Below are 26,312 nucleotides of genomic sequence, written 5' to 3'. Positions count from 1 at the left end.
ACCAGGCCCCGCCGCTGGGGCCCCGCCTCCGTAGCCCCACGGCATGCCGTGGGGCTTTTTTGCACCCGCAACACGGTGCGCCCGCAACCCGGCGCGCTCAGCCGGGCAGCACCCAGTAACTCTTCGGTGGCATGCCCGTCAGCCAGTAATAGACGAAGCCGCTGATGATGATCACCAGCCCGGCCAGCATGTCCGCCGCAATCATGCCAAACATGAAGGGACGCAATTGCTGCACGCTCTTCGCCCCGCCATAGCGCGTCACCAAAATCTTCAGCAGGCCACCCAACAGGAACGACGCGGCCAGCATATAGCCGGCATAGCGCGGCCAGAGGCAGAACAGCACCGGATGCAAGGGCCAGCGCGCAAAACGCAGCCGGCAGGCAGTGAAAAACAGTACGCCCGCGAAAGTTATGGCGAAAGCCACCACAAAACGTCGATTGGGCTTCATTAAGGCCAGGCGGTCAAAGCCGCGCACACTGTTCGCCTGCCCCAACGTGTCCTGCGCCAGCAACCGCGTCCGCGCCGCCAACACGCCTGCCACCGCGTAGCGCGGCACGCTCGTTGACGCGAAGCTGTCACGCCAGTTCACCCCGCGATCGTAAGAGAAGTACAAGGTCAGCGGCACCGAAATGCACAGCCCGACGAGCATCACCGCGCCCACCACCGGCAGCAGCCGGCTGTGCTTGATGCCGCCCTGCGACGACAGCTCCAGCGCATTCACCATGAAGGGCATGAAACACTCGCGGGGATCAAGGATGAATACCGTGGTCAGGAAAAACAGGATGCCCAGCGCCGTCAGTCCCAACGCCTGCTCGCCCATGAAGGCCACGATCAGCACGCAGGGGTAGATGCCCGGCGACAGGTGGAAAGCGCCGGTTTCGGCGATGATGCGCCCAAGCACTACGAAGAGGATGATGAGTATGCCCGTGTAGAGCAGCGCCAGCTGCCAATCGAGCCCAAGCACCACCAGGTTAATCACCATCGCCGTGAACGCCACCAAGAACAGCCGCATGCCCCAGATGCTCCCCGACGTCACTTCGGCGCGGCGCCCGCCACCAGGCAGCAACGCCTGCCGCAGCGCGTTGAGGTAGTAGTGCCGGCCAGTGTAAAACATCACGCAAAACAGCCCGATGAAGCCGCCCAGCACCATCCCGTGGTATATCCGCGGCGACAGCTCCGTGCCTTCATTAACCGGCAGGCCGTACTGAGCCAAAAGACCCGCAATGAACGTGAACACAAAAGGCCCGATGCCGATCGACAAGGACACGTCCGATGGAACCAGAAAAGCAATGGCGATCACCGTGAAATACAAACGCAGATACAGCAGATTCCAGCCACCGCCGCGCATGAAGGTCGGAAACAGCCGCGACAAGGGCGCAAAACTAATACTGCGATTGAACTCGAGCAGGTACTCGCTGTTGTACACATAGAGGTAGTTGTTGATGTGGATGGCAAACACCACGCCAAACGCAATCCAAAACAGCTTGGTGCGGAACATCGCGTTCACCGCGCCGTTGGCGTCCGGCATCAGCGACTTGGCAAACTGCACCACCGGATAGGGCAGATGCTCGTTGTCCGCCCACTGTTTATGGAAGACCAGCGCCAAACCCGTCAGCGCCAGCCACAGCAGCATGAACATCGGCAACCACAGCCCCAGGGCGTCCCGCCAGGCCGGCCAAGGCACGTCACGAAAACGAATGTGAGCGGCGCCGGGCGAAGTCTGGCTGCCCTGCACAAAACCCAGCAGTGCGTTGCCATCGTCGTAATCCGGGTCGGCCAACGCGCGCTTCGGCAGCAGCGTCGTCGCCGGTATCAGCGTGTTCGGGTCCTTGCCGAGCAGCTTCCAGCTCGAATCAGTCTTGGCATAGTGATGCGGCAGCATCAACGCCCGGGGCATCAGCCGCATCATGCTCGAATAGGGTATCGAGCAGGCTGGCAAAATCAGCGCCACCAGCACAAACAGCTCTTTCGCCGAAAAAGGCTGCAGCCAACTCCGGCGCGTGCCCGGAAACAAGCGCCGCAGCAACGGATTGACCACCAGCACCAGCGGCAACAGGCCCCCAAACACCGACATCGGCATGTGATTGCCAACAAACATGGTCTGGTACAACACCGAGTCGTTGAAGTAGGTCACGCCGCAAATAATCGCCGCACCCAGAAATGCCAAAGTAATCGCCCGTAAGGTCATAATTATCCTTGTCTGCTCAGACGGCCCGCAGCAGCAACGATCAACGCTGCACAGAGCCGGACGGCCCAGCCGATATGGTTATTCCGCGTTGATGGTGAAGGTGACTTTCTGGCCAAAGGCCGTCCGCTGCCAGGCCGTGAGCTGCAACGATACGCTGCGACTGCCCGCGGCGACCGCGCCAAGAGATACGTCCGCAAAGGTCGCATCGGCGAAACGCGGCGTATCCTGCGGCAAATGGGCCGCCACGGCGCCGTCGGCCGCAAGCACGACATCGCCGACACGCAGCTCGCCCTGCGGCGCCAGCCACGCCGCCTCCTGCAAGTTGCCTAGTTCCACCCGCAGTACGATGGGCGTGCCCACGGGCAGGCTCAGCACCGGCTGCGCCAGCAAGTCATGCCAGCGGCCATCCGCCAACCTGATTTCTGCGCGGTTGAACTCGGCGTTGAGAAATTTAGGCGGATTCATACCCGTGGCAGGCACGTTACCCACCGCCAGCAGCGGCGTGTCCGCCGATGTCGTGCCCGTGCCGGCAGAGTAAAGCCGCAGCTGCTGGCCCGCAGCGCGGGCCTCGCGATAGGCGTCGCGGCCGCTGTTGAACGCCATGTACCAGTAGCCGCCGGCATGCGCGTCGCGATCAACCACAAAGGGCAGGTCGCCCGGCGGGTAATCCCGCGGCTGCTTCAGCTGCGGCGCGTAGGTCAGCAGCAGTTCAGCGGACGGCCGCGGCGTGCCGTCGGGCTCGGTTATGCCGAAGTCGCTGCGCTCGTTGATGCGATAACCGCCCGGCCACCACCACGGCGACGTGCCATTGGCGCCGGATTCCAGCGCCATCTGGTACATCATCTCGTGATAGCGCGTCGACGCCGCCAGGAGCTGCGGATTGACCGCCATGCGCTCGCGGTCCCAGATATTATTGCCGAACTCCGCCCAGATGATCGGCTTACCATTGGCCGCATAATGCACAAAACGGGTCAGGAAGCCGGCGGCATGCCGCCCGTCCTCACTGTTCGCAATGGTGTACGCCTCCGGGCAGATGAAATCCAGGTGTTTGACCGGCCCGGTCAGCGCGAAGTCATGCGGCAGCGTATTGCCCTGCCGGAAACTGATCAGCTGATTGGGCACCAACTCGCGCATGACGCGTATCGCCGCGCCCCAGCGCGCCGACGTCATATCGTCCATGAAACGCCGGTACGCCGCCATCATCACCCGCCAGGGCCCGTCGTTGCTGAAGCATTTGTCATCTGGCGAAATGACCTGGCCGTCCTTGTCCCGTCGCGGCTCGCACTGCCAGTCCGCCAGGGCATTTTCGATGCTCCCGTAGCGTTCCACCAGCCACTGCCGCCATTCAGCGTCAAAACGATTGCGCCCGGCGCCACGGAAGAGGGAGTTTCCCGGCTCCCAGCAGATGTCGTAGGCAAACAGGGTCGCGTTGTGCTGAAAATCATTGTCCACGATGAACTTCCGCATCTCGTCCGGATGAAAATTCATTGGGTTGGCCGCGTGCAGATAGCCTATCACGTAGATATTGCGGCGCCGGCAGCGCTTGAAGAAGTCCAGGAGATTACGCAGGGTGTTCTCTTTGCCAGTATCGCCCTTGAGCTGTATGCTGAGCATGTTGAAACCCAGGCGCTGCAGGGTGTCGAGGTCCTTGTCCATCTGCAGCGGGTCGTAAAGCCCCGGCGCAAGTATCCCCTTCACATACACCGGCGTCTCCAACCCTGAGTGATTCGATGTCCAAAAATTCACTCCGACCGGATACCACGGCTCACCGCGCAGCATGAATTGGCTGCCCGCCACGCGGATGAAGTCCTCCGCTTTGTCCCTTAGCGCCGCGCGTTCTGCCGTGATAGTCAGGTCGTGCTCGACGCTGTCCAGCTCCTTGCCATCCACCATGAGCCGCACGCGTGCCACGGCCGTGCAACCGGCCACCCCTGGCCGCCAGGGCCACTGACAGGTTTGCTTGGCCAACTCGTCGGCACTGCTGAAGGCGATGCGCCGACTCTCGTCAATGCCCGGGCCCTGCAAGCTGATTTCACATAGGCCTTGCCCGGACCAGCCCGGCGCCATCACTGCGAGCTCAGCGCCCAGGGTGGTCTCCTGATCAGAATACATGCAGAAGTCTGCCGCCCCGCCCGCAATGAGCTCCACCGGCTGCATGAGCCGCCGCGCCAGCGCCAACACGGCTGTGGCATCGGCCGGCAGCGACACGTCCACCGGCGCCGCAATAGTCGCAATGCGGCTACCCGCATGCGGACCCGCCAAGTAATGCGTCAGCCAGAGCGATGGCGATGCCCACAGATCGTCCTCACGCTCCAGCTCGCCTGCCGCCGTCAGCCGGAAAGGCCGCCAGCGCCACAGCGCCCCCTGCGCCACGCCGCGGCCCTGGAAGCGATTCATGGTGCTGTAATGCCCTTCGCGATCACGCACCGCGTACTGCTTGTAGCCGGGATAAAATGTCTCCAAAGGCGGCATCATCGCCGCAAAGCTCAAGCCCGCATAGGGGTTTGCCGCCGTGCGCATGCCCTTGATGGCAAAGCCCAGCGGCGACCCGGGCATCGCACCGTGGCTCGACTGCGCCAGGCCAATCTGCAGCAGCGACGCCGCCGCCGGCACAAACTGATCGCCGGCTTTGCCCCGGGGCTTCGTCGGCTTGCAGTCATGCCAGAAACGGAAGTCCGCCGCCGTCAGTACCACGTCCTGCCACTCCGGGCCGATTTTCACACTCGCATACCAGCGCGAGTCGTCCCGCTCGCGAAACTCGATACACAGATGCGTGGTGTGCTCATTGCCACGCGCCGAAAACAACAACAGGTCATTCCCGGCCGGAAAAAAATTCTCGACGCGGGCCTGGTAGGTATTCCAGCCACTAAGCAACGCCGTCTCATAGCTGACGACTCCCTCGGCGTCGATGGCCCACGACGACGCGATTTTGTTGTCGTTGCTCGACCGCCCCCACTTGGCGGCCGGCGGCAGCACGCATGGCGTGCCCGCAAGCGTCTTGAGCTGCTCAAGCAACTCAGCGCGGCTCTGCCAATGGCCATCGTGAATATAAATTGGCTCCGAGAAAGGCTGCCCACCCAAGAGCAACAGCCGCCCCCCATGTTGCAGATAGGCGTCCACCCCGGCAAAGCCCGCGGCGGGGAAATGCCGCGCCTCGCCCAGTACCAGCAGGTCGTCCTCCGCGCGCATGAAAGCGGTATCTGCCGCAACCGCTGCGCTGTCCACGACCCGCACGTCATAGCCCGCACCTTGGAGCAACGCGCCCAGGCGCGCCGCCTCGCCATCCTGCCAGTGATAGACCACGGCATTCTGCGCCACGGCAGCCACCGCCGTTAATACCAAAAGTCCCAGCATTCCGCGCATATCAAACTCCTTCTATCCGTCTTGTTGGTCTTCGCACCGCGCAAGGCACCTCGCAGGGACTGGCTTACCATGAAATTTCCTTCTGCCGGCAAACCCGACCGCTCTATAACGGCGCATAATGTACAAAAATCGGCGTTCCTTACAATCTTTTCACACAACGACCGCCATGATAAGTGTAATCGGTCAGCCATTGATAATTGAGCGGTAGAGCAACAGGCGGCCCTAGGCGCGCCATCTTTCGCCGTGGAGTGGGCGTCTCGCCCACTCCGACAAGACGGCACATTAAACCGTCCTCGTCATCCACGCCGACCGTACCCGGACCGTCTCCCCCGCCACACGTGCCGTGCGCACAGCGGCTGGAAGCCGCTGCTACTCTGGGCCCGCTATTACTCCGCAGCTTGGTGGCCCGTCCTGCCGCGCGCGTCTCGCGACCCACTGCGCGCCATCTTTCGGCGTGGAGTGGGCGTCTCGCCCACTCTGACAAGACGGCTTATTACACCGTCCTGACCATCCTCGCCGACCGTACCTGACTGGTTTCCGCAGACCACGTCATGCGAACAGCCAAAGTGGAAGCGGCTTCCAGCCGCTTCGCAAACGACTCCGCAAACCGTCCTCGCCACAAACCTTATCATGCGCGCCAAGCGTTGCTATGGACAATATGGACTCAATGGACAGCACCCAGCATGACCACCCAGCTTGGAAGCGGCGCCGCGAAGCGTTGAAGGCGCGCGCCGCCCTGGGTAAGACGCCATCTAGTTCGTGTTTGCCATGTCGCGCGCCTTCAGCTGCTCTGATCCCGCCCCTTACAGCGCACAGGACAGCCTGGCGGCGGAAAGTCCGAAAGGCACCAGCATGTAGTTTTCGGTCCAGGCGGAGGTATCGGGTTCGCGGTGATCGTGCCAGTTGGCTATGGGCTGGCGGGTGTTTTCATCGACGGCGCCGAGCCATGGCAAGCTGGGCATGCCATAGCCGGCCCAGCATTCGCCGTATTCGCCTTTGGGGCGATGGAAGGGCCCGAGGAGGTTCTTGAGGGTGTTGGTCAGTTCGAGGCGAATGCGGTTTTTGCCGGGACGGAGGCCTTTGATGGCCAAGACACTGGGTTCCCAGCAGATCAAGCCCTGGTCCTGATCGTTGACCACGACCCGCGCGACACAGTATTTGCCGCCACTGAGCTCAATGCTGGCGTCTTTGCCAGCCCACCCGGCGGGAATGTCCACCTCTTTTTCCAGGGCGATGGTGCCAGTGTAAAATGGATAACCGGCGCTGGTAAGCTCGGCGTCAACCAGGCCCGTTTCGTGCTGGAGGACAAAGCGGTGGTGCAACTGCACGCAGCTGCTGCGAGTCGGCACGACATGCGAACAGACGGCGAAATCACCGGTGATCGCCATCATCTCCAACTCCACGCCAGGGAGGTTCTCAAACAGCGACGTAATGGACGAACGCGCCTTGGACAAGGGCTGGAAGTCGCGGTGGATTTCCAGCACGTTGTCGCCAGCAATGATGTCGGGGAGCTTGCTGGTCTGGAATTCCTTTGCCCAAAAGAAGCCCTGTGGCGCCGCCACGGACTGGCCATTGAGGGTGATCTGCTGCTGCTCCGGCGATTCGCAGGCCAGACGCGCGCCGCTGACGGTGATCGCCGAGCGGAAGCTGAAACGGAGGGCCAGCGGCCCGATGTAGTTTTCGTCGCTGAGAATCTGCTGGATGGCAAGTATCGGGTAGGTCCGCGAGAACTCGCCAGTGTCGCCCTTGCGGAACTGGGCAAATTCGAGCACCAGGGCGTTGGCGTGGCGACGGGTGACGCGCCAGGGCCCCGGCAAGGGCAAGACGACGCGAGGCAGGACCTGCGACGCGCGAGGCACGGCCGGTGTCTGACGATCCACCAGGAGCATCACGCTACCGCCCTCGGGGACGCTGAAGGCGTAGGTGCTGCCGGCAGCGTCCACGGCAGTGTCGGCCGGCTGATGCGCGGCGCCGTAGGGATCCAGCAACGACGCGGCGGCATTGACCGGCACGGTCAACTGCAGCTGGCGCGGCTCGCCGCAGTCGGCATTGAAAATGAAGAAGTAGTCGTAACGCTCGTCGGCGCGGTGATTGACGTGAATGGCTGTCGGGTCGATGTCGCTGCGCAACGTGTAGGATTTTGGCATACCGGCAAGGGCGTCAATGAGCTCAGCGTTGTCGGCGACAAAGCGCGCCTTGGCGAGGCGTTGCCCTATGCCGTCATGCGGCCAGCCGTCCAGCAAACTCGGGGTTTCGCCGAGGACGAAGACCGCGCCGCCGGACGCCGCAAAGCGTTCCAAAAGCTCCAGCGTGCTCGTGGCGATGGCCTTGAGGTCGGGGAGAACGACGGCCTGGTAGCTCATGCAATTGATCTGGAAGCGCGCCCGCTGGCCATCCCGGGCGACTTTTCCCCACATGGCGATGGTGTCTTCGTCGCCGAGGTGGAAATCGCATTGGCAACCCACGAGTTGGCGTTCGAGGACGCGGAAGGCGGTGTCGCGCCGGCCGATGTCGGGGCTTTGGCCGTCAGGCGTCTTGGGGCCGCGATATTCGCAGGCGGCCGAGCTGAGCGGATGGATGACGAGGAGGTCTTTGACGGGCTGCCCCTGCGAGATGAAGAGACTGGCGCGGGCGCAGTAGTCGGTCAAGGCCTTGTAGTCCTGCCAGTAGGGCTGGTAGTAATGAACGTGCGGCGGGTAGGCGCGTTTGCCGCGACCACGCAGAGAATAAAAGATGCCGTGCACGGATTTATGGTTGATGCCGAAGGACGCAAAGTGGTCGAACATGTTCTTCTGATCGCGCAGGGTGAGATTCTCCGAGCTGACGCCGTACATTTCGGCGAGTATCTGTGTCTGCCCGGCCTGGTGGGCCGCCGAGCAGCATTGGAGGGGCGTGGTGTACATGCCCTGACGAAAACCCGATGCCTCCGAACGAGCCCGCAACGGCGCGTGACGCCAGTTCATTTCGGCCGTGAGGTAGTCGATGCCGGGTATGTCGAAGTACTTGTAGTAGGGCATGGTGGCGCCGGCGCGCAGCAGCTGCATGGCGAGGGTGTCTTCGGCCATTAGGTGGCCGCTGAAAAGCAGGTTGTTGCGGCGACACCAGTCGCGGACCTGGATGAAATAGGCGGTCTTGAGCAGGTCCTGCACCACGAGCCAATAGTGATAGCGGACCGTGGCATAGTCGTCGCGATCGCAGTACAGCAGGGGTATCTTGGGTTGGATGTCATAGCCCCAGCGCTGGCGGAAGGCCGGCGCAATGGCACAGCTCCAGGGCAACGCCGCCGCGCTGTAGGACGGCTCATCAACCCACACGGAAAGGATGGTCTTGCCGAATTCGTCCCGAAAATCCTTCCACATGTCCTCGTAGGACTGCTTGAGATAGAAGGTGATGGCGTCGTGATTGAGCATGTCAACGAAGGTGTTGGTGTTGACAGCAACAAAGCACAGGTCGCCGTCCTCCGCCAAAATCTCGCCTTTGCCGGCGGCCTCGGCTTTGGGCATGGGCGTGAGATTGCGTAGGGCCATCTCGGGCGGCAGATCCAGCACGGCCTCGGGCATGTAACCGGCCTGGATGAAGACTTTGAGGCCATGCTCGCGAGCCGAGCGGACTATGCTGTGCATGTGCTGCTTGAACTGCGGCCCGGGATAATCCGACTTCAGGCCAATGTAGGTACGAGCAATGAAACTGGCAACGCCCTGCTTTTTCATCTCCGCAATCTGGAACGCGATCTCGGCGTCATTGAGGGCGTCGTTGAGCATCCAGAAATCCGTGCCGCGGAATTCATTCGGCGGGTTGCTGAAGGTCGTGTAGGGAAACATCGGCTTCTCCTGGTTGAGCGCGTGAGGTGAAAGATGGTGACAGGGAAAAACAGATGGCGTGCAATATAGCCCTAGGCAAGGGGCTGACTAGCAACAGCGCCAAGTTTGGCTTCGCCCTCCGGGTCCACCGCGTCCACCGCGTCCACCGCGTCCACCGCGTCCACCGCGTCCACCGCGTCCACCGCGTCCACCGCGTCCACCGCGTCCACCGCGTCCACCGCGTCCACCGCGTCCACTACGCATGCGGCGCCCCCCCCGAATCCCCCGTCATCACATGGCGGCCAGCCAGTCGCGCAGCTCGGCGATAGTCTTGTCCGTGTCCAGGACTTTCGCCATTTCCGCGCTATGAACGCTGTCGTAAATCGCCTTCGCTGCCATTGCGTCGGGATAGGCGTCGGCGATCGCCAGCGCCTCGCGGTAATTGCTGGCAATGGCCGGCAGCTCATGGATGAGCTTGCGCACGTCGGCAATCACTGCAAAGCGATCCTGATCCGACGCCAAGTCCGGATACAGCGCCATGCCATCGAACACATTGCGCACCAGGATGGTACCAATGAAGCCGCCCATGGATGAAAAACGGCTCATCACCGTCGTAAATTGATCCGTGATGGCCGGGTCGTGGCCAGCCGGGAAAATCGCCTTGGGATCAAAATGCTCCTGGGCAAAATGGTCAGCGCGGAACGCCTCGCGGGCGGCGTGGTCGCGGAAATCCGGAATGTCCATTGGCTCGCCATTGGCCAGGCTACTCTTCACCCCCATGATGCCGGCCATGGTGACGTCGCAGGCCGCGTAGATGTCCCACGGCGCTTTTTCGCCGGTGAGTATCTGCCTGGCAAAATAAAAGAGTTCCCAGAAGTCTCCGCCGCCATGTCCAGCCTGATTGGCCAGCTCGGCCATCTCCGGCCACTTGGGCGCTACCGTCAGCCAGCGGCCATGGCCCGAAGCGCCCACGCGGATGCGCACATCGCCGGTCAGATCCACGGCGGCCTTCGTCCCCCACAATTTCCGGGTGTGACTGTCGTTGGTCGTACCGCCCATGAGATTGCGCATGACGCCGCCATTGCTCATGCTGATCAGCGACGGCGCGATCCCGCCCATCTTGCCGTCGCCAAGATAGCCCGGCAGCGCCACCGTGCTCGGCAACGCGCAGATCCGCGTCGGCCGCAGCCCGGTAATCTGCATCACCGGCCCCAGCGAATGGGTGTTGTAATACTGAAAATTCAGCCAGGAACGCCACTGATGCGCATGATAGCCCGGCTTCACCGGCACGCCGTCAATGTATGTGTAGGACAGGGACCGGCACTCATGCACATAGTCGTACTCGGCATACATGAAGTCGCCGAAAAAGCCCTGCTGCCACAACGAACGCACGTACATGTTGCCCATCTGGAATGGATAATTCTCCAGCAGGTTGTACACCCGGCCACTGCTCTCAACCGCCTCAACTAGACGCACAGCCTCCGCCGGCGTGAAAAAAGACGTGACTTCGCACATGACGTGCTTGCCCGCGCCCAAGGCCTTGAGCGTGTGCTCCGCATGGGAACAAAACCAGGTCGCGATCAGTACGGCATCAAAATCCTGCGCCAAAAATTCGTCCTCGTTGTCACTGACGTAGGCGCCGGGACAATTCTTCAGAAAACGCTCGCGCATGTGCTGGTTGTAATCGCAGCCGGCGACGACGTCAATGTTGAGATACTTCGCCGCATTGATGAAATTCTGCCCGCGCCCAAGGCCCCAAATCCCCAGTTTGATGCGCCGGTCAGTCTTGAAGATGTCACTTGCAATGCCCATGTTGTCTCCTAATCACCATAACACCCGCCGGTCAACACCATGCTGCCGGCGATACTCCCGCGGCGAGCAACCTCACGACCATTCGCCATGATGCCACTGATGCTGCCCCCTGCTGCTGCCGGCGCCATCATGCAGGACCTTCACTTCATGATACTGCCAGCCCATCAGGTGGGCAAAGTCTTCCAATATGGCCGGATCACAACCGTAACACAACGCCAGATGGTGCGTACCACCAAGACGGCTGTACACCTCCAAAAACGACGAGATGTCACGCTGCGGAACCGAAAACCAGCCGGTGTTGCTCGCCAACGACGGCGTCCCCGGCGCATCGAAAACCACCGGCGCCGAAAGCAGCTTGAAGCCGCCGCCGACACAGGGCGCCAAATTTACCAGCGTGGCCGGCCCCGGCCGGAAACAACCCGTAGCCACGACCGGATTGCCCGTCGCGCTGAATATATACTTGCGTTCCGTCAACAACGGCTTCTGATCGCAGAGCCCAATATTGATTTCGCCCATGTGGCTCACAAAAATACGGTTATGCGCCCAGTCGGGACAGAACATCTCAGTGAAGCTGGTTTCGGGAAATGCCCGCATGAGCGTCCCCACCAACGCCGCCGTGAGCACATCGCCCTCACCGGCATAGCCCAGGCCACGCGCCATGGCCTTCGATGCCTCCAGAAAAGGCACCGTCTCCCAACCACCCGCACTGGTGATGCCCCGGAAACAGAGCGAGAAGGCGTCGAGCTTCTCCGCCTCCAGCCAGCGTCGCAACTTCAGACAGACCCGCAGCGTCCGCTCATAGACCGCCGGCGACATGCCTCCAAATACATACTGCCGGCGATCAGCGGCCATCTCCGCAGCAATGGCCTCGGCTTCGGGCTCGGCATCGGGCTCGGCAGGCCGCCGCAGACTGCTTTCATACGGCACGACAGTCATGCCAAAACTGCCGTCAGGAACCTCGAAATCGCCCATGCCAGCAAAACAACCGCCGACCCGACCAACCCGCATGCGGCACATCTTATGCACCAGACACGCAGCCTTCACCTGACGAACCACCCGATCCAGCACCGACGACTTTTCCCAGTGCCCGGCCGAAATCAAAAAGTCCTTGCCGCTGCGCAACAGCACATTGCAGAAGTCCTGCACGCCATGAATACCGTGGTTAACCATAATCCGATTGCCGAAATCAAAGGGAAACTCGTAATCCGGCGTGGTGTCCAGCACCACCACCGGCAAGCTGCTCGCGGCAATGACCTCAGCAGCTTCCAACGATGGCGAGTAGGCAAGATGCAAGGTGATCAGCGCCTCAACCTGCTGCTGCTCGAAAGATGCCACCGCAGCCGCAAATTCCTGCTTCACCCGGCAAATTGGTGCCTGCTCGACAATCAGCCCCCGCCGTCGCAGCTGCCGGCTTATCAAGTCCGCAAAAGCCTGCACCGCCGGCCGGCGCTCCGGCGCTACTTCGTCGTACAAATGCAGATAAAAAGGCAGTAGGCCAACTTTCATCTCGTCACCGTCGCATTTCCCATTTCACCCCTCCATGATCAGCTGCCAACAAGGTCCGAACTGCAACGCATCGCGGCCCCCCCACGCATACCGAGGATATCCTACGCATGCCGCCCTGCGCGACAATAGTATTGTACTTCTTTGCACATATGCCAACGCCAGCGCAACAGAAATAAACGCCAACGCCTAATGTCTCACTCTTTGGAGACCAGTTGAAGTCAAAGCCCGCCCGTCTTCCGGCTGCCGTAGCGCGCCTTTCTCCCGGCCGTAGCCCGCCCGTCTTCCAGCCGTGGAGTGGGCGTCTCGCCCACTCCGACAAGACGGCTCATTAAACCGTCCTCGTCATCCCCGCCGACCGTAGCCCCCCCGTCTTCCAGCCGTGGAGTGGGCGTCTCGCCCACTCCGACAAGACGGCTCATTTGCCCGCGCCGACCATCCCCGCCGACCGTAGCCCGCCCGTCTTCCGGTTGCCGTAGCGCGCCCGTCTTCCAGCCGTGGAGTGGGCGTCTCGCCCACTCCGACAAGACGGCTCATTTGCCCGCGCCGACCATCCCCGCCGACCGTAGCCCGCCCGTCTTCCAGCCGTGGAGTGGGCGTCTCGCCCACTCCGACAAGACGGCTCATTAAACCGTCCTCGTCATCCCCGCCGACCGTAGCCCGCCCGTCTTCCGGTTGCCGTAGCGCGCCCGTCTCCCGGTTGCCGTAGCCCCCCCGTCTTCCAGCCGTGGAGTGGGCGTCTCGCCCACTCCGACAAGACGGCCCATTTGCCCGCCCCGATCATCCCCGCCGACCGTAGCCCGCCCGTCTTCCGGCCGTGGTGCGGGCTTTCAGCCCACTCCGACAAGACGGCCCATTATACCGTCCTCGTCATCCCCGCCGACCGTAGCCCGCCCGTCTTCCGGTTGCCGTAGCGCGCCCGTCTTCCGGTTGCCGTAGCCCGCCCGTCTTCCGGCCGTGGTGCGGGCTTTCAGCCCACTCCGACAAGACGGCTCATTTGCCCGCGCCGACCATCCCCGCCGACCGTAGCCCGCCCGTCTCCCGGCCGTGGTGCGGGCTTTCAGCCCACTCCGACAAGACGGCCCATTTGCCCGCCCCGATCATCCCCGCCGACCGTAGCGCGCCCGTCTTCCGGTTGCCGTAGCGCGCCGCTCTAGGTTCGGCGTTCAAAACCACGTGGCTTGCCCCCAACCGATATCGTGTTATCATAATCGCGGTACTGCTCACCCGCCGTCACCACCGTCACCGCCACCAGCAACCCAAGGACCGCCCATGCTCCGCCATTGCCTCCGCCTGACCATGTTCCTCGCTGCCGCCGCCTGCGGCGCCCAGGAACTCAAGCCCCTGTCGCACAACCAAAATGACTGGGTCATCGGCAATCCCCTCGCCTGGCGCTTCGCCAGTGACCGCATCAGCTGCGTCATCCCGGGCGGCATCCTCCCCTACAACCCGGCGCCATTTTCGCGAAGCTGCAGCATCGAGGCCGTCGTCACGCCGCGCTGTCGCGTCGGCGAGTCCTGGGCCGTCGCCGGCGTCAATATCCATCTCGACAAGGACAACTTCTGGCAGCTCGCCCTGGTGGCCAGCCCGGTTGAGCAGAACAGCCGCCATTTTGTAGAATTGAACCAGTGTTCCACGGGGCGCTGGCCCTACTCCCAAAACCTCACGTCGGTCAGCAGCGAAGGCGACGGCTTCGCCTGGGAACTCAATACGCCCTACCGCCTGCGCCTGACCATGGCCGACGGCAGCGTCACCGGCGTCATTTCCACCCTCGACGGCAAACAGTGCGTCCGCAAACAATGGCGTTTTCTGGACGACAGCGCCGTCGCCATCGGCAAACCCGCTCTCCGCAGCTCGTCGTTGCTGGCCGACTTCCAGCAGGTCGTCGCCAGCTGGGGCGACGCCGTCAGCGTCGACGCGCTCGCAAACGCCACCCAGGCAACCCCGCCACCCTACTTCTGCACCAGCTTCGTCGCCGACAGCCAGCGCCCGGCCACCGGCTTCTTCTACACCGAACAGGCCGACGACGGCAGCTGGTGGGCCGTCGACCCCCTCGGTCGCCGCTTCGTGGTCTTCGGCATTGACCACGTCACCTACGGCGGCCACTGGTGCGAAACCCTCGGCTATCGCCCCCACGAACGCAAAAACGACGCCAAATACGAAAACCAGGAAGAATGGGCCGTCGAGACTCTCGGACGACTGCAGGACTGGGGCTTCAATATCCTCGCCGCCGGCTCCTCGCCCATCATCCGCCAGCGCGGCCTCGCCCACGCGCTGTCCATCGGCATCGGCTCAATCATGGCCACTTTCGGCGATGAATTCGACATCACCCCCAACGAACGCCGCCCCTGCTCCGCATTCCCCAATGTCTTCCACCCCCAATTCCGCCTGTGGTGCGAATACCGCATCAAAGAAGTCTGTGCTAAAGACGTCAACAACCCATGGGTCTTCGGCTACTTCATCGATAACGAACTGGCATGGTGGGGCCGCGGCAAACCCCACAGCGGTCTCTTTGACGCCGTGCTGAAAAAATCGCCCACGCACAGCGCCAAGATCGCCCTGCGCGATTTCCTCAAAGAACAGGCCGGCAACGACATCGCCGTCTTCAACCGCCAATGGCAGCAGGAACTGCAGTCCTTCGAACAGATTCTCACCCTCGACGCCCTGCCCGACAGCACCCCCGAGCAGAGCCGCTGCAAAACGGACTTCCTGGCCATCGTCGCCGATATCTACTTCCGGACGGTCCGCGAGGTCTATGACGCCGTCGACCCCAACCACCTGCTCATGGCCTGCCGTTTCGCCGGCATCAACGGCAATCACGAGGTCGTCTGGAAAGCCGCCGGCAAATACAACGACTGCGTCACCTGGAATTTCTATGGCCAGGTCGATCTCGACCGCGGCGCCGCCTACACCTCCCTGGGTAGCCGCGGCGAGCCCCTGCCCCAGGCCTTCCAGCAGGTCTATGACTGGGTGCAGAAGCCCACCATCATCACCGAATGGTCCTTCCCCGCCCTGGACAGCGGCCTGCCCTGCACCAAGGGTGCCGGCCAGCGCTTCCACACCCAGGCCGAGCGCTCCCGCGCCACCGACATCTACGCCCGCACCCTGCTGTCCATGCCCTTCATGATCGGTTACGACTACTTCATGTGGGTGGACGAACCAGCCCTCGGCATCTCCACGCCTTTCCCCGAAAATACCAACTACGGCATGATCAACGAGGACGGCGTGCCCTACCCCGGCATGGTCAAGGTCTTCAAGGCCATCCAGAACACTCCCGCCAAAGCCCGCCTGCAGCCGCTGCCGCCCATCACCGAACTGCCACCGATGGACAAAGGCCAGCTCTTCCAGGACTACCTCCAAAACTACCCGCGCCTCACCCGCAGCGCCCCGCACCCAACCATGAAAACCACCCTCGCCGGCAAAGCCTTCACAATCGACAACGGCCGCATCAGTCTCAGCTCCCTACCCGACTCGCCACGCATCGCCATCGCCCGCGACGGCAAGCCACTGGGCACCTTCAATGTCATGCTCAATTACCTCAATGACCAGGGCACAAAACGCTGGACAGACGTCGGCAGCGTCAGCGTCCTCAAACTCGTCGCCAATGACCGCGCCGCCTACCTCGAAGTCACCGCCGAAAAAGTCCCCGACCAGCAAGAACAACTCGCCGACGCCCAGTCACATGAGCACTTCACCATGACCTACCTGCTCGTGCTGCCGACCAACGCCGACTACGCCATCGCCCAAATCCTCAGCGTCAAAAACCTCGGCGCAACGCCACTGCCGCTGAGCGGGCTCTTCTTCCGCCTCTACCCGGATTTCGAAGTCCAAACCAAACACGACAACGCCGTTCCCAGTCTGTGGTCGCTCGCGCGCAGCGCCGCCTGGGTGGCCCCCGACGGCCAGGCCTTCCTCGGCGTCGCGGCCCTCTACCGCCAAAATCTCATCATGCACTTCTGGAAAGACGAAAAACGCCAGAGCATGCACCCAGACGCCTATCGCCCCGTGGATTACACCCTGCCCCCACAGGCCAGCTACACCCCCGACACGCCCTGCTACCTCTTCGTCCTCCCCGGCAGCGGCGACGTCCTGGCCATGCGCAAACAGGCCGATGCCATCGTCGCCGCCGATCGCCCCAAGGCCAACTAAGCCAAGCGGTGCATGCAAACACGCTCAAGCCCGACGCCATGTATCACAAAATGACATGGCTTCGGGCCTTTCCGACATTGGGGCCGCCAGCAGCACGCCTATAGTAATGCCGTCACAAACAACGCGTACACAGCCAGGCCCAAGGCAGATCCCACCGTAAATCCCGCCGCCACGCATCAGCAACCAACGTTCATCAACCCACAAAGACAGTTATGACTGGTCGAATTGTCGACATCAAGCGCTTCGCGGTCCACGACGGTCCCGGCATCCGCACGACCGTCTTTCTCAAAGGCTGCACCCTGCGCTGCCGCTGGTGCCACAACCCCGAAAGCATCCGTCCCGAACCCGAACTCGGCCTCATTGCGGCCAAATGCCTCAGCTGCGGCGACTGCGTGCCGGCCTGCCCACGCCATGCCCACGCCATCAGCGCCGATGGCCAGCACCGCATCGACCGCCAGCTCTGCAACGGCTGCGGCCAATGCGTTGACAGCTGCTACCGACAGGCACTGGAACTCTACGGCCAGGAAATATCCCCCGCCGATGTCGCCGCCGTCATCCGCGAAGACCGCGCGTTCTACGAGTCTTCCAAGGGCGGCGTGACTCTCTCCGGCGGCGAACCTCTCCTGCAAAGCGATTTCTGCGTCGAACTGCTCGCCATGCTCCGGCAAGAAGGTCTCCATTGCGCCGTCGATACCTGCGGCAATGTCCCTTGGACCGCCATCGAAAAGGTCATCCCCTACACCGACCTCTTCCTCTACGACCTCAAACACATGGACAGTGCCAAACACCGCCAAGGCACCGGCGCTGGCAATGAACTCATCCTGGCCAATCTCCGGCGCCTCGCGACCACCGGCCGCCCCATCGAAATCCGCATGCCCATCATCCCCAGCTACAATGATGACGACGACACCCTGCGCCAGGCCGGCAGCTTCCTCGCGTCCCTGCCCAACATCAGCGCCGTAAAAATCCTGGGCTACCACTCCCTGGCCCGCTCAAAGTACCTGGCCATCGGCCGCGATGATACCATGCCGGACGTCCCCTCGCCCAGCAAAGCCGACCTGCAACACGTGGCTGATACCCTCAAAACCACCGGCCTGCAAAACCTGCGCTTCTGACCCATTGTGGCAACGCCCCCCTGCGCGGAGCTCCAGCCTGTAAAGCGGCCAGTGATGGATATTGGCCACGGACCGTGGGGGCCGGTTGGCGGCGGCGCTGGGGCGAGGACTCACGACTCATGAGGCATGATCCCATGGATTGGACTGTGGGGACTTTCGGGACTGCGGGGTATGACGCATTGGACGCCGGGGACTGCTTGGCGGACGCCGGGGACTGCTTGGCGGACGCCGGGGACTGCTTGGCGGACGCCGGGGACTGCTTGGCGGACGCCGGGGACTCCTGGGAGCGCCGCCGTCCCGGCGGCATTTGAGCGCTGAAAGCGCGAAACATACCAGCCCAGGGCAAGCGACGCCGAAGGCGGAGCGCCGCCCTGGGTAACGCGCCATTTTTGCTCGTGTTCCTCGGCCTCTTTGGCCCCGGTCGGCGAAGCTGACCGGGGCCAAAGGGGCAATGGAACCCCATAGTCGCTTTCTCCAATCTCACATCCGTCCGGAACGCACGATGCTCCACAGCAGCCAGAACCCCAGGAAAGCCGACAACACGAAGCCGACGATGCCCATCACGGGCGCGTCCAGCCACTTCGGGCCACGATCGGCGTGAATGACAATCGCCGAACCCACCACTATCCCCCCGAGCACGATCGACGCCGCCAGCCGATTGCAAATCCGGTCCAGCCCGTGCAGCAGCGTGTCCACGCTATCAAACTGATGCCGCAGCTTCAGCCGGCCATGCAGCAGTTGCCGCAACACCTGGCGGTAGTTCTGCGGCAGTTCCTTGGCCAGCGACAGCCAGTCGTCCACCACGCTAATCGACGAATGTGCCAGCTGGATCGGATTGTAGCGCCGCAGCATCCACTTCGCCGCAAAGGGCTGCAGATGCTTGACGATCTCAAAACGCGGATTCATCCGCCGGCCCATTTCCTCCGCAAAACCCAGCGCCCGCAGCATAAAATAAATATGCGATTTGATGCACAGGCCCTGCCGGCGACACACGCTATAGAGGTCCTGCAAAGCCCCGCCGACATCAAACTGCGCGATGTTGCCGTGGAAATAACGGCTGGCGAGCATCTCCAGATCCCGCTCCAGCTCGCCCATGTCGGGCTCGCCGTCACAATGCGTCAGCCGCAACAGATAATGCACCGCCGGCTGATAATGCCCCGCCAGGATCTCCACCAGCAAATTCGCAAAGTCGTTGCGCTCACTCGGCGTGATCCAGCCCATCATGCCAAAATCAACATAGCAAATCACATCGCCAGGCATAATGAACATGTTGCCCGGATGCGGATCGGCATGAAAAAAACCATGATCAAAAAATTGCTCCAAAACCAAATCGGCGCCCAAATCGCTGAGCTTGTCCAGGTCATAGCCACCCGCGCGCAAAGCGTCTATCTCCGATGCCTTGATGCCGTCGATGTACTCCATCACCAGTAGCCGACGCGTCGATATGTCCGGAAAGACCTTCGGTACCCGCACCCCCAGACGCTTGCTGAACTGCCGGCTGAATCGCTGCTGGTTCGACAGCTCAATCGAAAAATCCAGCTCCGCCGACAAACTGCGCGCGAACTCGTCCACAATCCGCGTCGGCCGCAAAAAGCCCAGCTCCTCGCTGTGCAGTTCCAACTGAGTGGCCAGGTAGCCTAGCACTTCCAAATCAATGGCGATGTTCTTGCGAATATTCGGCCGCTGGACTTTGACGAAGACGTCCGTGCCGTCCAGCAGCCGCGCCCGATGCCCCTGCGCTATTGACGCCGCCGCAACGGGCACCGGGTCGAACTCCGTAAAGAAGTCCTCCAACTGGCCGCCCAGCTCCTCGCGAATAATCTCCCGCACCTCCTCAAATGGAAAGGAAGGCACCCGATCCTGCAGCTTGGTGAACTCCCGCGCGTACTCAATGGGAATCAAGTCCGGCCGCGCTGACAGCACCTGCCCGAGCTTGACAAAGGTCGGCCCCAGCTCAATCAACGCCAACCGCGCCCGCTCCGGCATGCTCTCCGGCGCACCAGCCAGGTCGTCTGGCCGTTGGCGCTGCCACAGCTCCCGCAAACTGCGCGGCACGTGCAACCGCCACGAGTCAAGCATGTAACCAAAACCGTAGCGGATCAAAATCTGCAAAATACGATTGTAGCGACCCATGTGGCGGTAGGTCCGCGTAACCGTAAAAAATGTGTCTATGCTCGACATGCTGCCACCTTCGCGTCACCGCTCATCCACACAGCCCGGCCAGCTTTCCGCATACGCGCGTAGCCCGCAGGAAAAACGCCGCTGCCGCTGCGCGTCATTTCTGGGCCAGGAGGCGGTTCACGTCGTCCTGATAGCCCATCACCAACAGAATGTCGCTCTTCTGAAAACGGTCGTTCGCCGGCGAAATATTCATGATCATCCGCCGCTCGTCCTGCTTGTCTTCCAGCTCGGACTCCGCCTCAGCGCTCGCCGCTTCTTTCACGGCCTCCTTCTTCGCGGCCTTGCCGGCATCGTCCTTGGGCGCCACCGTCGCTGCGACCACATCTTCGCGGCGCAGCCGCTGCACGCCCAGCACATTGATGTTAAAGCGCTTGCGGACATTGAGCTCTTCTAGCGTGTGCCCCACAAAACTGTCCGGCACCGGCAATTCCACCACGCACACATTGTCCGTCAACGAAAACATCTCCAAAAAGCCCGGCCGCGCAATCTTGTTGGCGATCTTCACGCCCATTTCCCGCTCGGGATTGACGATCTCATGGGCGCCCACCTGCCTCAGGATCCGCTCGTGCAGCTTGTTGGCGGCGCGGGCGATGATGTACTTCACGCCTATCTGCCGCAGCAGCGCCGTCGTCAAAATGCTGTTTTCCAAGTGCCCCGTGCCGATAGCGACCACCACCGTGTCCATATCCTGGATACCGGCTTCCAGCAGCGCCTGCTCCTGGGTGGTATCCAGAATCATCGCCTGCGTCACTTGCTCTTTAATGTTCTCAATGACCTCCTGGTCCTCGTCAATGGCCAGCACGGTGAAGTTCCGCTTCATCAGGGACAACGCCACCTCACTGCCGAAGACACCCAGGCCAATCACTGCAATTTGTTTGTCCATATCCTCTGCTCCTTTGCCGCCAGCGCCCGGCCCCGGGCGCGCAAACCATCAAATCACGATGCGCGCATCGGCGTACTCTATCATGCCGGCACGCGGCGGCCGCAATGCCAGGAAAAAACTCAGCGGGCCGACACGGCCCAGAAACATCAGCATCATGATCACCACTTTGCCCGCACCGGCCAGCCGCGTGGTCGTGCCTAGACTCAGACCCGTCGTGCTCACCGCCGATATTACTTCAAACAGGACCTTCGCCAGCGGCTCCGACGGCATCATCGCTGCCAACAACAGCACGCCAAGGCACACCGCCAACCCCGTCAGCACCAGCACCGCCGCCGCTTGGGCAATGCTCTGCGGATTGATCCGCCGGCCACTAAAGATCACTTCCGTCCGACCACCCAGACGCGATCGCAACAGCAACAGCAACACACCAAAAGTCGTCACTTTCACCCCGCCACCCGTCGACCCAGGAGCCACCCCAATGAACATCAGCAGGCAACACAAAAAGGCCGAGGCGCTGCTCAGGCTCTCCATCGCGATGGCGTTAAAGCCCGCCGTACGCGTCGTCACCGAATGGAAGAAGGCGTTGCTCAATGCCGCCGCTGGCGTCATGCCCGCCAACGCTTGCCCGCTCTCCAGCCGGTAAAACAAAAACGTGCCAACCACGCACAAGCCAAAGGTCATGAAAAGCACCAGGCGAATGTGAGCCGCCATGGGCACCCGCCGCGCGGAAAACAGATGCCGCAACGCCCCCGCGATGACTTCAAAACTCAAACCGCCAAGTATGATCAGCGAGGCCATGGTCAACAAGGGCAACATGGAGTCGGAAAACAGCATCGCGCTGTCACTATGCAGCGCAAAACCAGCATTACAAAAGGCGCTGATGCTCATAAAGGCGCCATAACCACAGCTGGTCAGCAGCGGATAGCCGTAGATCCGATGGTAGACCCCCGTCATGATCAGCGTCCCGCACGCCTCAATCACGAAGGTGCCCATGACGATGGTCTTCAGCAAACGCCGCGCCATCAGATTGCGCTCCTCGCCCGTCATCGCCCGCAAAGCCGCGTCGTCATGAACGCTCATGCGCCGACTCAGCAGCATCGCAATGAAAAAAGACATGGTCATGATACCCAGGCCGCCACACTGTATCAGGATGATGATGATCGTTTTCCCTACCAGACTGAAAGCCGTCGCCGTGTCCACCACCGTTAGGCCAGTAACGCATACCGCGCTGGTCGCCGTAAACAACCCGTTAAGCACGCCGATACTCTGGCCACTGGCACTGCAAACCGGCAGGGACAACACGCTGCCACCAAGCACAATCAACAACAGGAAGCTGCTCACCAGCAACTGCCCGGGATGCTCATTCAAACGCTTCCATATGCTGCTGCCGCTGCCATTCACCTTGATGAAAAAAACATAGACCAGCAACTGCCGCACAAACAGCGCCAGCAGCCAAAAGCCCCGCGCCACCGGATGCGCCACCACCAGCAAGGCGCCAATGCTGGCCAACGGCACCAGCCAAAAGCCCAGGGGCAGGCTCAGCATGAATGACCACAGCCCCAGCAGCCGGCCAGACAGCCCGCCGACGTCCACCTCGCCGTCCCCATCATCGGCGTTCTTCTTGCGGTCAGTCCATTGCTTGAGCACCATCATGTTCAACAACAGACGCAGCTCAACCATGAGATTATACGCGAGAGCCCCCAGCGTAAACGCCAAGGCCGACCAAAAACGCCCGCCCGAATAACGCGGCGCCTCACCAGCGGTGTACAACACCATCACCAAGCTACCGCATAACAGCAGCTGCGACAACAACACCGTCGCCGGCTCCAGCAGATCACCGCGAGCGGCCTCGCCTGCCGCACTGTCTGAACGCCGCAGAAAGGCCGGCAGAAAGCGCACGCCACGGCCACCGGTAAGCGACAACAACAGGTAGTAGCCCTGCACAAAACAACAGGCTATGCCCACCAGACTGCTGTGGGCATCAACCGGGAACACCAGCAGATACAGCGGCAAAGGCAGCATCGTGACTGTGCCTATCGCCGCAAAACTCGGATGAAAACGCTGCAGCCACTGCTGACCGGCCTGCTCGCTGTCCACCGCCATGGCATTCATCGCCCGCAAGCCCCGCCAATAACGAAAAAACCCCGGGACGATGTGCACGAACACCAGTACCAACAGATAAATCAGCAGCAACGGCTGAAATCGCAGCGCAATAAAACCTTCGTCGCCAAACAACACACTGTTGTCACGCAGCGGAAACAGTAGAAAAAGATGAAAACAGGCGCCAAGAAAAACAAGCAACATGTTGCGCGACAAAATATTGCGCGCAACCGTCGCCCACGACCTGGGCACCCCCCGCCGCAAATATTGTTGTCCTATTCGTGCCATGCCGCTCATTTGCCTTGTGTCGCCAGAGCCAGCGCCCGGCCGTAGCTGTCCCGAAAAAACAATGCCCAGTCCCGCGTCGTCCGCGTCTGGCTTTCGGCTTCTTGCAGAAGCTGTGAAACATCCCGCGCTTCGTGGTGCGCATAGGGCAGCTCGCGAAATGCCGCCATGGCTTCGGGCACCGCCGCCGGTCCGCCGGCAGCCACGATCGCCCGCCAGGCGGCCTTCAGCTCGTCCTGGCAGTCAATAACCATGACGCGGACCGTCGTGCGCAGCACATCAAACAGCGGTCCCGTCCAGGCGCCCTGGTAAGTGAATGCCCCAGCCAGCTCGTAGGGCGCGGCTTCCGGCGCGCTCATATGCCGGCGGTGCTCCGCGCTGTACATGTCCCGCCGCACCGGCAGGCGCTGCAACGAGTACTTCTGCGGACCCCCCGGCTCACCGGGAAGGTAATTCCACAGCCGCTGCCCGTCAACACTCATGACGTAATCAATGAACATCTTCGCCCGCTCCGCATTGGGCGCGCCGCGAAACAAGCCGATGGGATCGGCCGACACCGACGAGCCCGCGTCCGGCGTGTGATAAACCATGGTCTTGCGACCGACATGACGCTCTTCCCACTCCGCCTGCGACCGGCCGTAAAAATCAATGCTCATGCCGGCGGCAATTTGGCCCCGCGCGGTATCCACCGGTACCTGGCTGGCCGAAAAAGTCAGGTACGCGGCATTGCCGCCAATCTGTTTGATCAAGGTCATCGCTTCCGCCCAGGACACATCAAGCCCTTGCGCCTGAGTCACGGCGCCACTGGCCAGCTCGCCACTCAGCGCCGCCATGCGGTCCTGCATTTCGCGCTGCACCAGCATCTCAAAGCACTTGTTGATGGAGCCGCTCTTGGACGGATCGGCCAAGCCAATATGCCCCAGCAAACGCGTGTCCGCCAAATCACGCCAGGTCCGCATCGGCCCGACATCGCCTTCGACGTCATAGCCTAACCCACGCAGCCGATCAAGATTCTGACAAATCCCAAAGGAAGAAAAACACGCGCCGTAATAACAATCGTTCTCGTCATACCAGATTTCACCACCCATCGTCCGCGTCAATGCCGGTTCCGCCCCAGCAAACAAATCCGGCTGCCGCTCGCGCAGACCGCAGGGCACCAGCGTGCCAATCTGCGCCTGCTTGTGCAAATCATACTGGCCGCCGCCAAAAAATAAATCAATGCCGATGCCCACTGGCGACGCCAGAAAGGCCGCGCGGGCATCGTAACCATCCTCGCCGGGCCGCAGTCGCCGGTTACCATAAGCCTGCTCGACCGCGTCGCTCCAGCTCTTGCCGAGTTCGTTGCGCCAGTAGTCCCGAAAATTCGCCGTGAAGGCGCTGTTCACATAGCGCACGATCTCGCTGGTGCCACCCGTCGCCCGCCAGTCAATACTCACCTTGCGCCCCGTCCGTTCCCGATAGTAACGCCGAAAACCCTGCTCAAATTCAAAGCGGATCGCCTCGTTGTGCGGCGATACAATCACCAGCTGGTCCGCCGACAAATCAATCTGCTCGGCCGGCTTGCGCAGACACAACGGCAAGGCAATGATCAACACCATCGGCAATATCGCCAGCAAAAACCGTTTCCACATCATCGTTCTCACTCTTGGCTCATAACAACTCTATCTCAAATCAACGCGGAAAACCCCTCAGCTGCCGACAACCCGCACCAGGTGGACTACCACCAACGCCGGCAGATGGGCAAATAAAGCCACATAGTCCGTAAGGACATACAGCACCCTGCTCAACGGCGTAAACCACAACAACACGATCGCCACCAAACTATAGCTGCCCTTCTGCTGCGTCGTCAGCCGATTCATCGGCGGCACAAACAGCGCAAAGACCTCCCACCCATCCAACATCGGTATCGGCAACATGTTGAACGCCGCCAACAACGCGTTGGCACGAACACCAATCTCCAAATACAACCACAGGCCCTCATGCGCACCAGGAGCCAAATGACGACCAATAAATAACATCACCACGTGATACAAACACGCAAACAACACCGCTAAAACAAAATTCGCCGCCGGACCCGACAACGACACCAGCGCCGCACTCCAACGCCGGCGAAAATGCCGTGGATCAACCGGCACCGCCCCCCAGGCGATCCCAAACAACGCCAACGCAATCAACGATGTCTGCCCCATCACCCGCCGCGGGTCCAAACTCATAAAGCCCGTCATCGCCGCCGTCGGATCACCCTGCCACCGCGCCACCCACGCATGACAAAACTCATGCACACATATTGAAAAGGTGACCACCAGCACCCAGGAAAAATAATACCCCGGATTCGTCCATAAGTTTTCGATAAACAGCTGGCCCATACACCAAATGCCCCTTCAATTCATGCCGGCGACGCGACTGCGTGTAAGAAAAAAACTCGCCGGCGTCGCACCGCGCTGCACAGCAGCGCGATGCGACGCCCATTACCAACAAATCTGCGTTAATCTGCGGAATCTGTGGATAAAAAATCTTCTCCTTCGCGCCTTCGCGTGAGAAAAAAAATCACCGGCGGCGTGACGCGCTGCGCAGCAGCGCGGCGCGACGCCCATTACCAACAAATCTGCGTTTCTATAAATCTGCGTTAATCTGCGGAATCTGTGGATAAAAAATCTTCTTCGCGCCTTCGCGCCTTCGCGTGAGAAAAAAAATCACCGGCGGCGTGACGCGCTGCACAGCAGCGCGACGCGACGCCCATTACCAACAAATCTGCGTTTCTATAAATCTGCGTTAATCTGCGGAATCTGTGGATAAAAAATCTTCTTCGCGCCTTCGCGCCTTCGCGTGAGAAAAAAAATCACCGGCGGCGTGACGCGCTGCGCAGCAGCAAGACGCGACGCCCATTACCAACAAATCTGCGTTTCTATAAATCTGCGTTAATCTGCGGAATC

13 protein-coding genes are annotated in these 26,312 nt (G+C 61.4%); 2 read left to right on the top strand and 11 right to left on the bottom strand.

The annotated features are described in order from the left end of the window. Window positions 1–97: 97 nt before the first annotated feature. From J3R75_RS15555 to J3R75_RS15530, 6 genes are all read right to left on the bottom strand, one after another. Window positions 98–2,188 (bottom strand): DUF6785 family protein, encoded by a 2,091-nt coding sequence (locus J3R75_RS15555; RefSeq protein WP_307263382.1) that lies wholly within the window; start codon window positions 2,186–2,188, stop codon window positions 98–100. A gap of 78 nt (window positions 2,189–2,266) precedes the next feature. Then, window positions 2,267–5,551, bottom strand: a complete 3,285-nt coding sequence (locus J3R75_RS15550; protein ID WP_307263378.1) for a hypothetical protein — start codon at window positions 5,549–5,551, stop codon at window positions 2,267–2,269. An 803-nt stretch (window positions 5,552–6,354) separates the two neighbouring features. Further along, the gene (locus J3R75_RS15545; RefSeq protein WP_307263375.1) at window positions 6,355–9,372 is read right to left on the bottom strand and encodes a glycosyl hydrolase; all 3,018 of its coding nucleotides are present in this window, start codon (window positions 9,370–9,372) and stop codon (window positions 6,355–6,357) included. A gap of 71 nt (window positions 9,373–9,443) precedes the next feature. Further along, window positions 9,444–9,608, bottom strand: coding sequence for a hypothetical protein (locus J3R75_RS15540; RefSeq protein WP_307263372.1), 165 nt, complete (start codon window positions 9,606–9,608; stop codon window positions 9,444–9,446). Window positions 9,609–9,642: 34 nt separating this feature from the next. Further along, a complete protein-coding gene (locus J3R75_RS15535; protein WP_307263369.1) occupies window positions 9,643–11,163 on the bottom strand; it encodes a Gfo/Idh/MocA family protein in 1,521 nt (506 codons plus the stop codon). Window positions 11,164–11,235: 72 nt separating this feature from the next. Then, a complete protein-coding gene (locus tag J3R75_RS15530; RefSeq protein WP_307263368.1) occupies window positions 11,236–12,669 on the bottom strand; it encodes an L-arabinose isomerase family protein in 1,434 nt (477 codons plus the stop codon). 1,269 nt (window positions 12,670–13,938) lie between these two features. On the opposite strand from J3R75_RS15530, the gene J3R75_RS15525 reads away from it, so the two are divergent. After that, entirely contained in the window at window positions 13,939–16,815 is a 2,877-nt protein-coding gene (locus tag J3R75_RS15525) for a hypothetical protein (protein WP_307263366.1), read from the top strand. Window positions 16,816–17,027: 212 nt separating this feature from the next. Next, window positions 17,028–17,930 (top strand): glycyl-radical enzyme activating protein, encoded by a 903-nt coding sequence (locus J3R75_RS15520; RefSeq protein ID WP_307263363.1) that lies wholly within the window; start codon window positions 17,028–17,030, stop codon window positions 17,928–17,930. Window positions 17,931–18,410: 480 nt separating this feature from the next. Here J3R75_RS15520 and J3R75_RS15515 read toward each other — a convergent pair whose 3' ends face one another. The 5 genes from J3R75_RS15515 to J3R75_RS15495 all read right to left on the bottom strand — a co-directional run bounded on the left by J3R75_RS15515 (window position 18,411) and on the right by J3R75_RS15495 (window position 25,745). Then, window positions 18,411–20,111 carry an ABC1 kinase family protein gene (locus tag J3R75_RS15515; RefSeq protein ID WP_307263361.1) on the bottom strand — a complete coding sequence of 567 codons (1,701 nt, stop codon included), beginning with the start codon at window positions 20,109–20,111 and terminating at the stop codon, window positions 18,411–18,413. A 94-nt stretch (window positions 20,112–20,205) separates the two neighbouring features. Beyond that, window positions 20,206–20,994 carry a potassium channel family protein gene (locus tag J3R75_RS15510; RefSeq protein ID WP_307263359.1) on the bottom strand — a complete coding sequence of 263 codons (789 nt, stop codon included), beginning with the start codon at window positions 20,992–20,994 and terminating at the stop codon, window positions 20,206–20,208. 48 nt (window positions 20,995–21,042) lie between these two features. Beyond that, entirely contained in the window at window positions 21,043–23,382 is a 2,340-nt protein-coding gene (locus tag J3R75_RS15505) for a TrkH family potassium uptake protein (RefSeq protein ID WP_307263356.1), read from the bottom strand. 5 nt (window positions 23,383–23,387) lie between these two features. Beyond that, window positions 23,388–25,013 carry an ABC transporter substrate-binding protein gene (locus J3R75_RS15500; RefSeq protein ID WP_307263354.1) on the bottom strand — a complete coding sequence of 542 codons (1,626 nt, stop codon included), beginning with the start codon at window positions 25,011–25,013 and terminating at the stop codon, window positions 23,388–23,390. Window positions 25,014–25,067: 54 nt separating this feature from the next. Continuing rightward, entirely contained in the window at window positions 25,068–25,745 is a 678-nt protein-coding gene (locus J3R75_RS15495; RefSeq protein WP_307263351.1) for a site-2 protease family protein, read from the bottom strand. Between the last annotated feature and the right edge of the window lie 567 nt (window positions 25,746–26,312).

The organism is Oligosphaera ethanolica, assembly GCF_030814695.1.
GTDB classification, from domain to species: Bacteria; Verrucomicrobiota; Lentisphaeria; order Oligosphaerales; family Oligosphaeraceae; genus Oligosphaera; species Oligosphaera ethanolica.
This window is presented reverse-complemented; position numbering and strand designations above follow the sequence as displayed.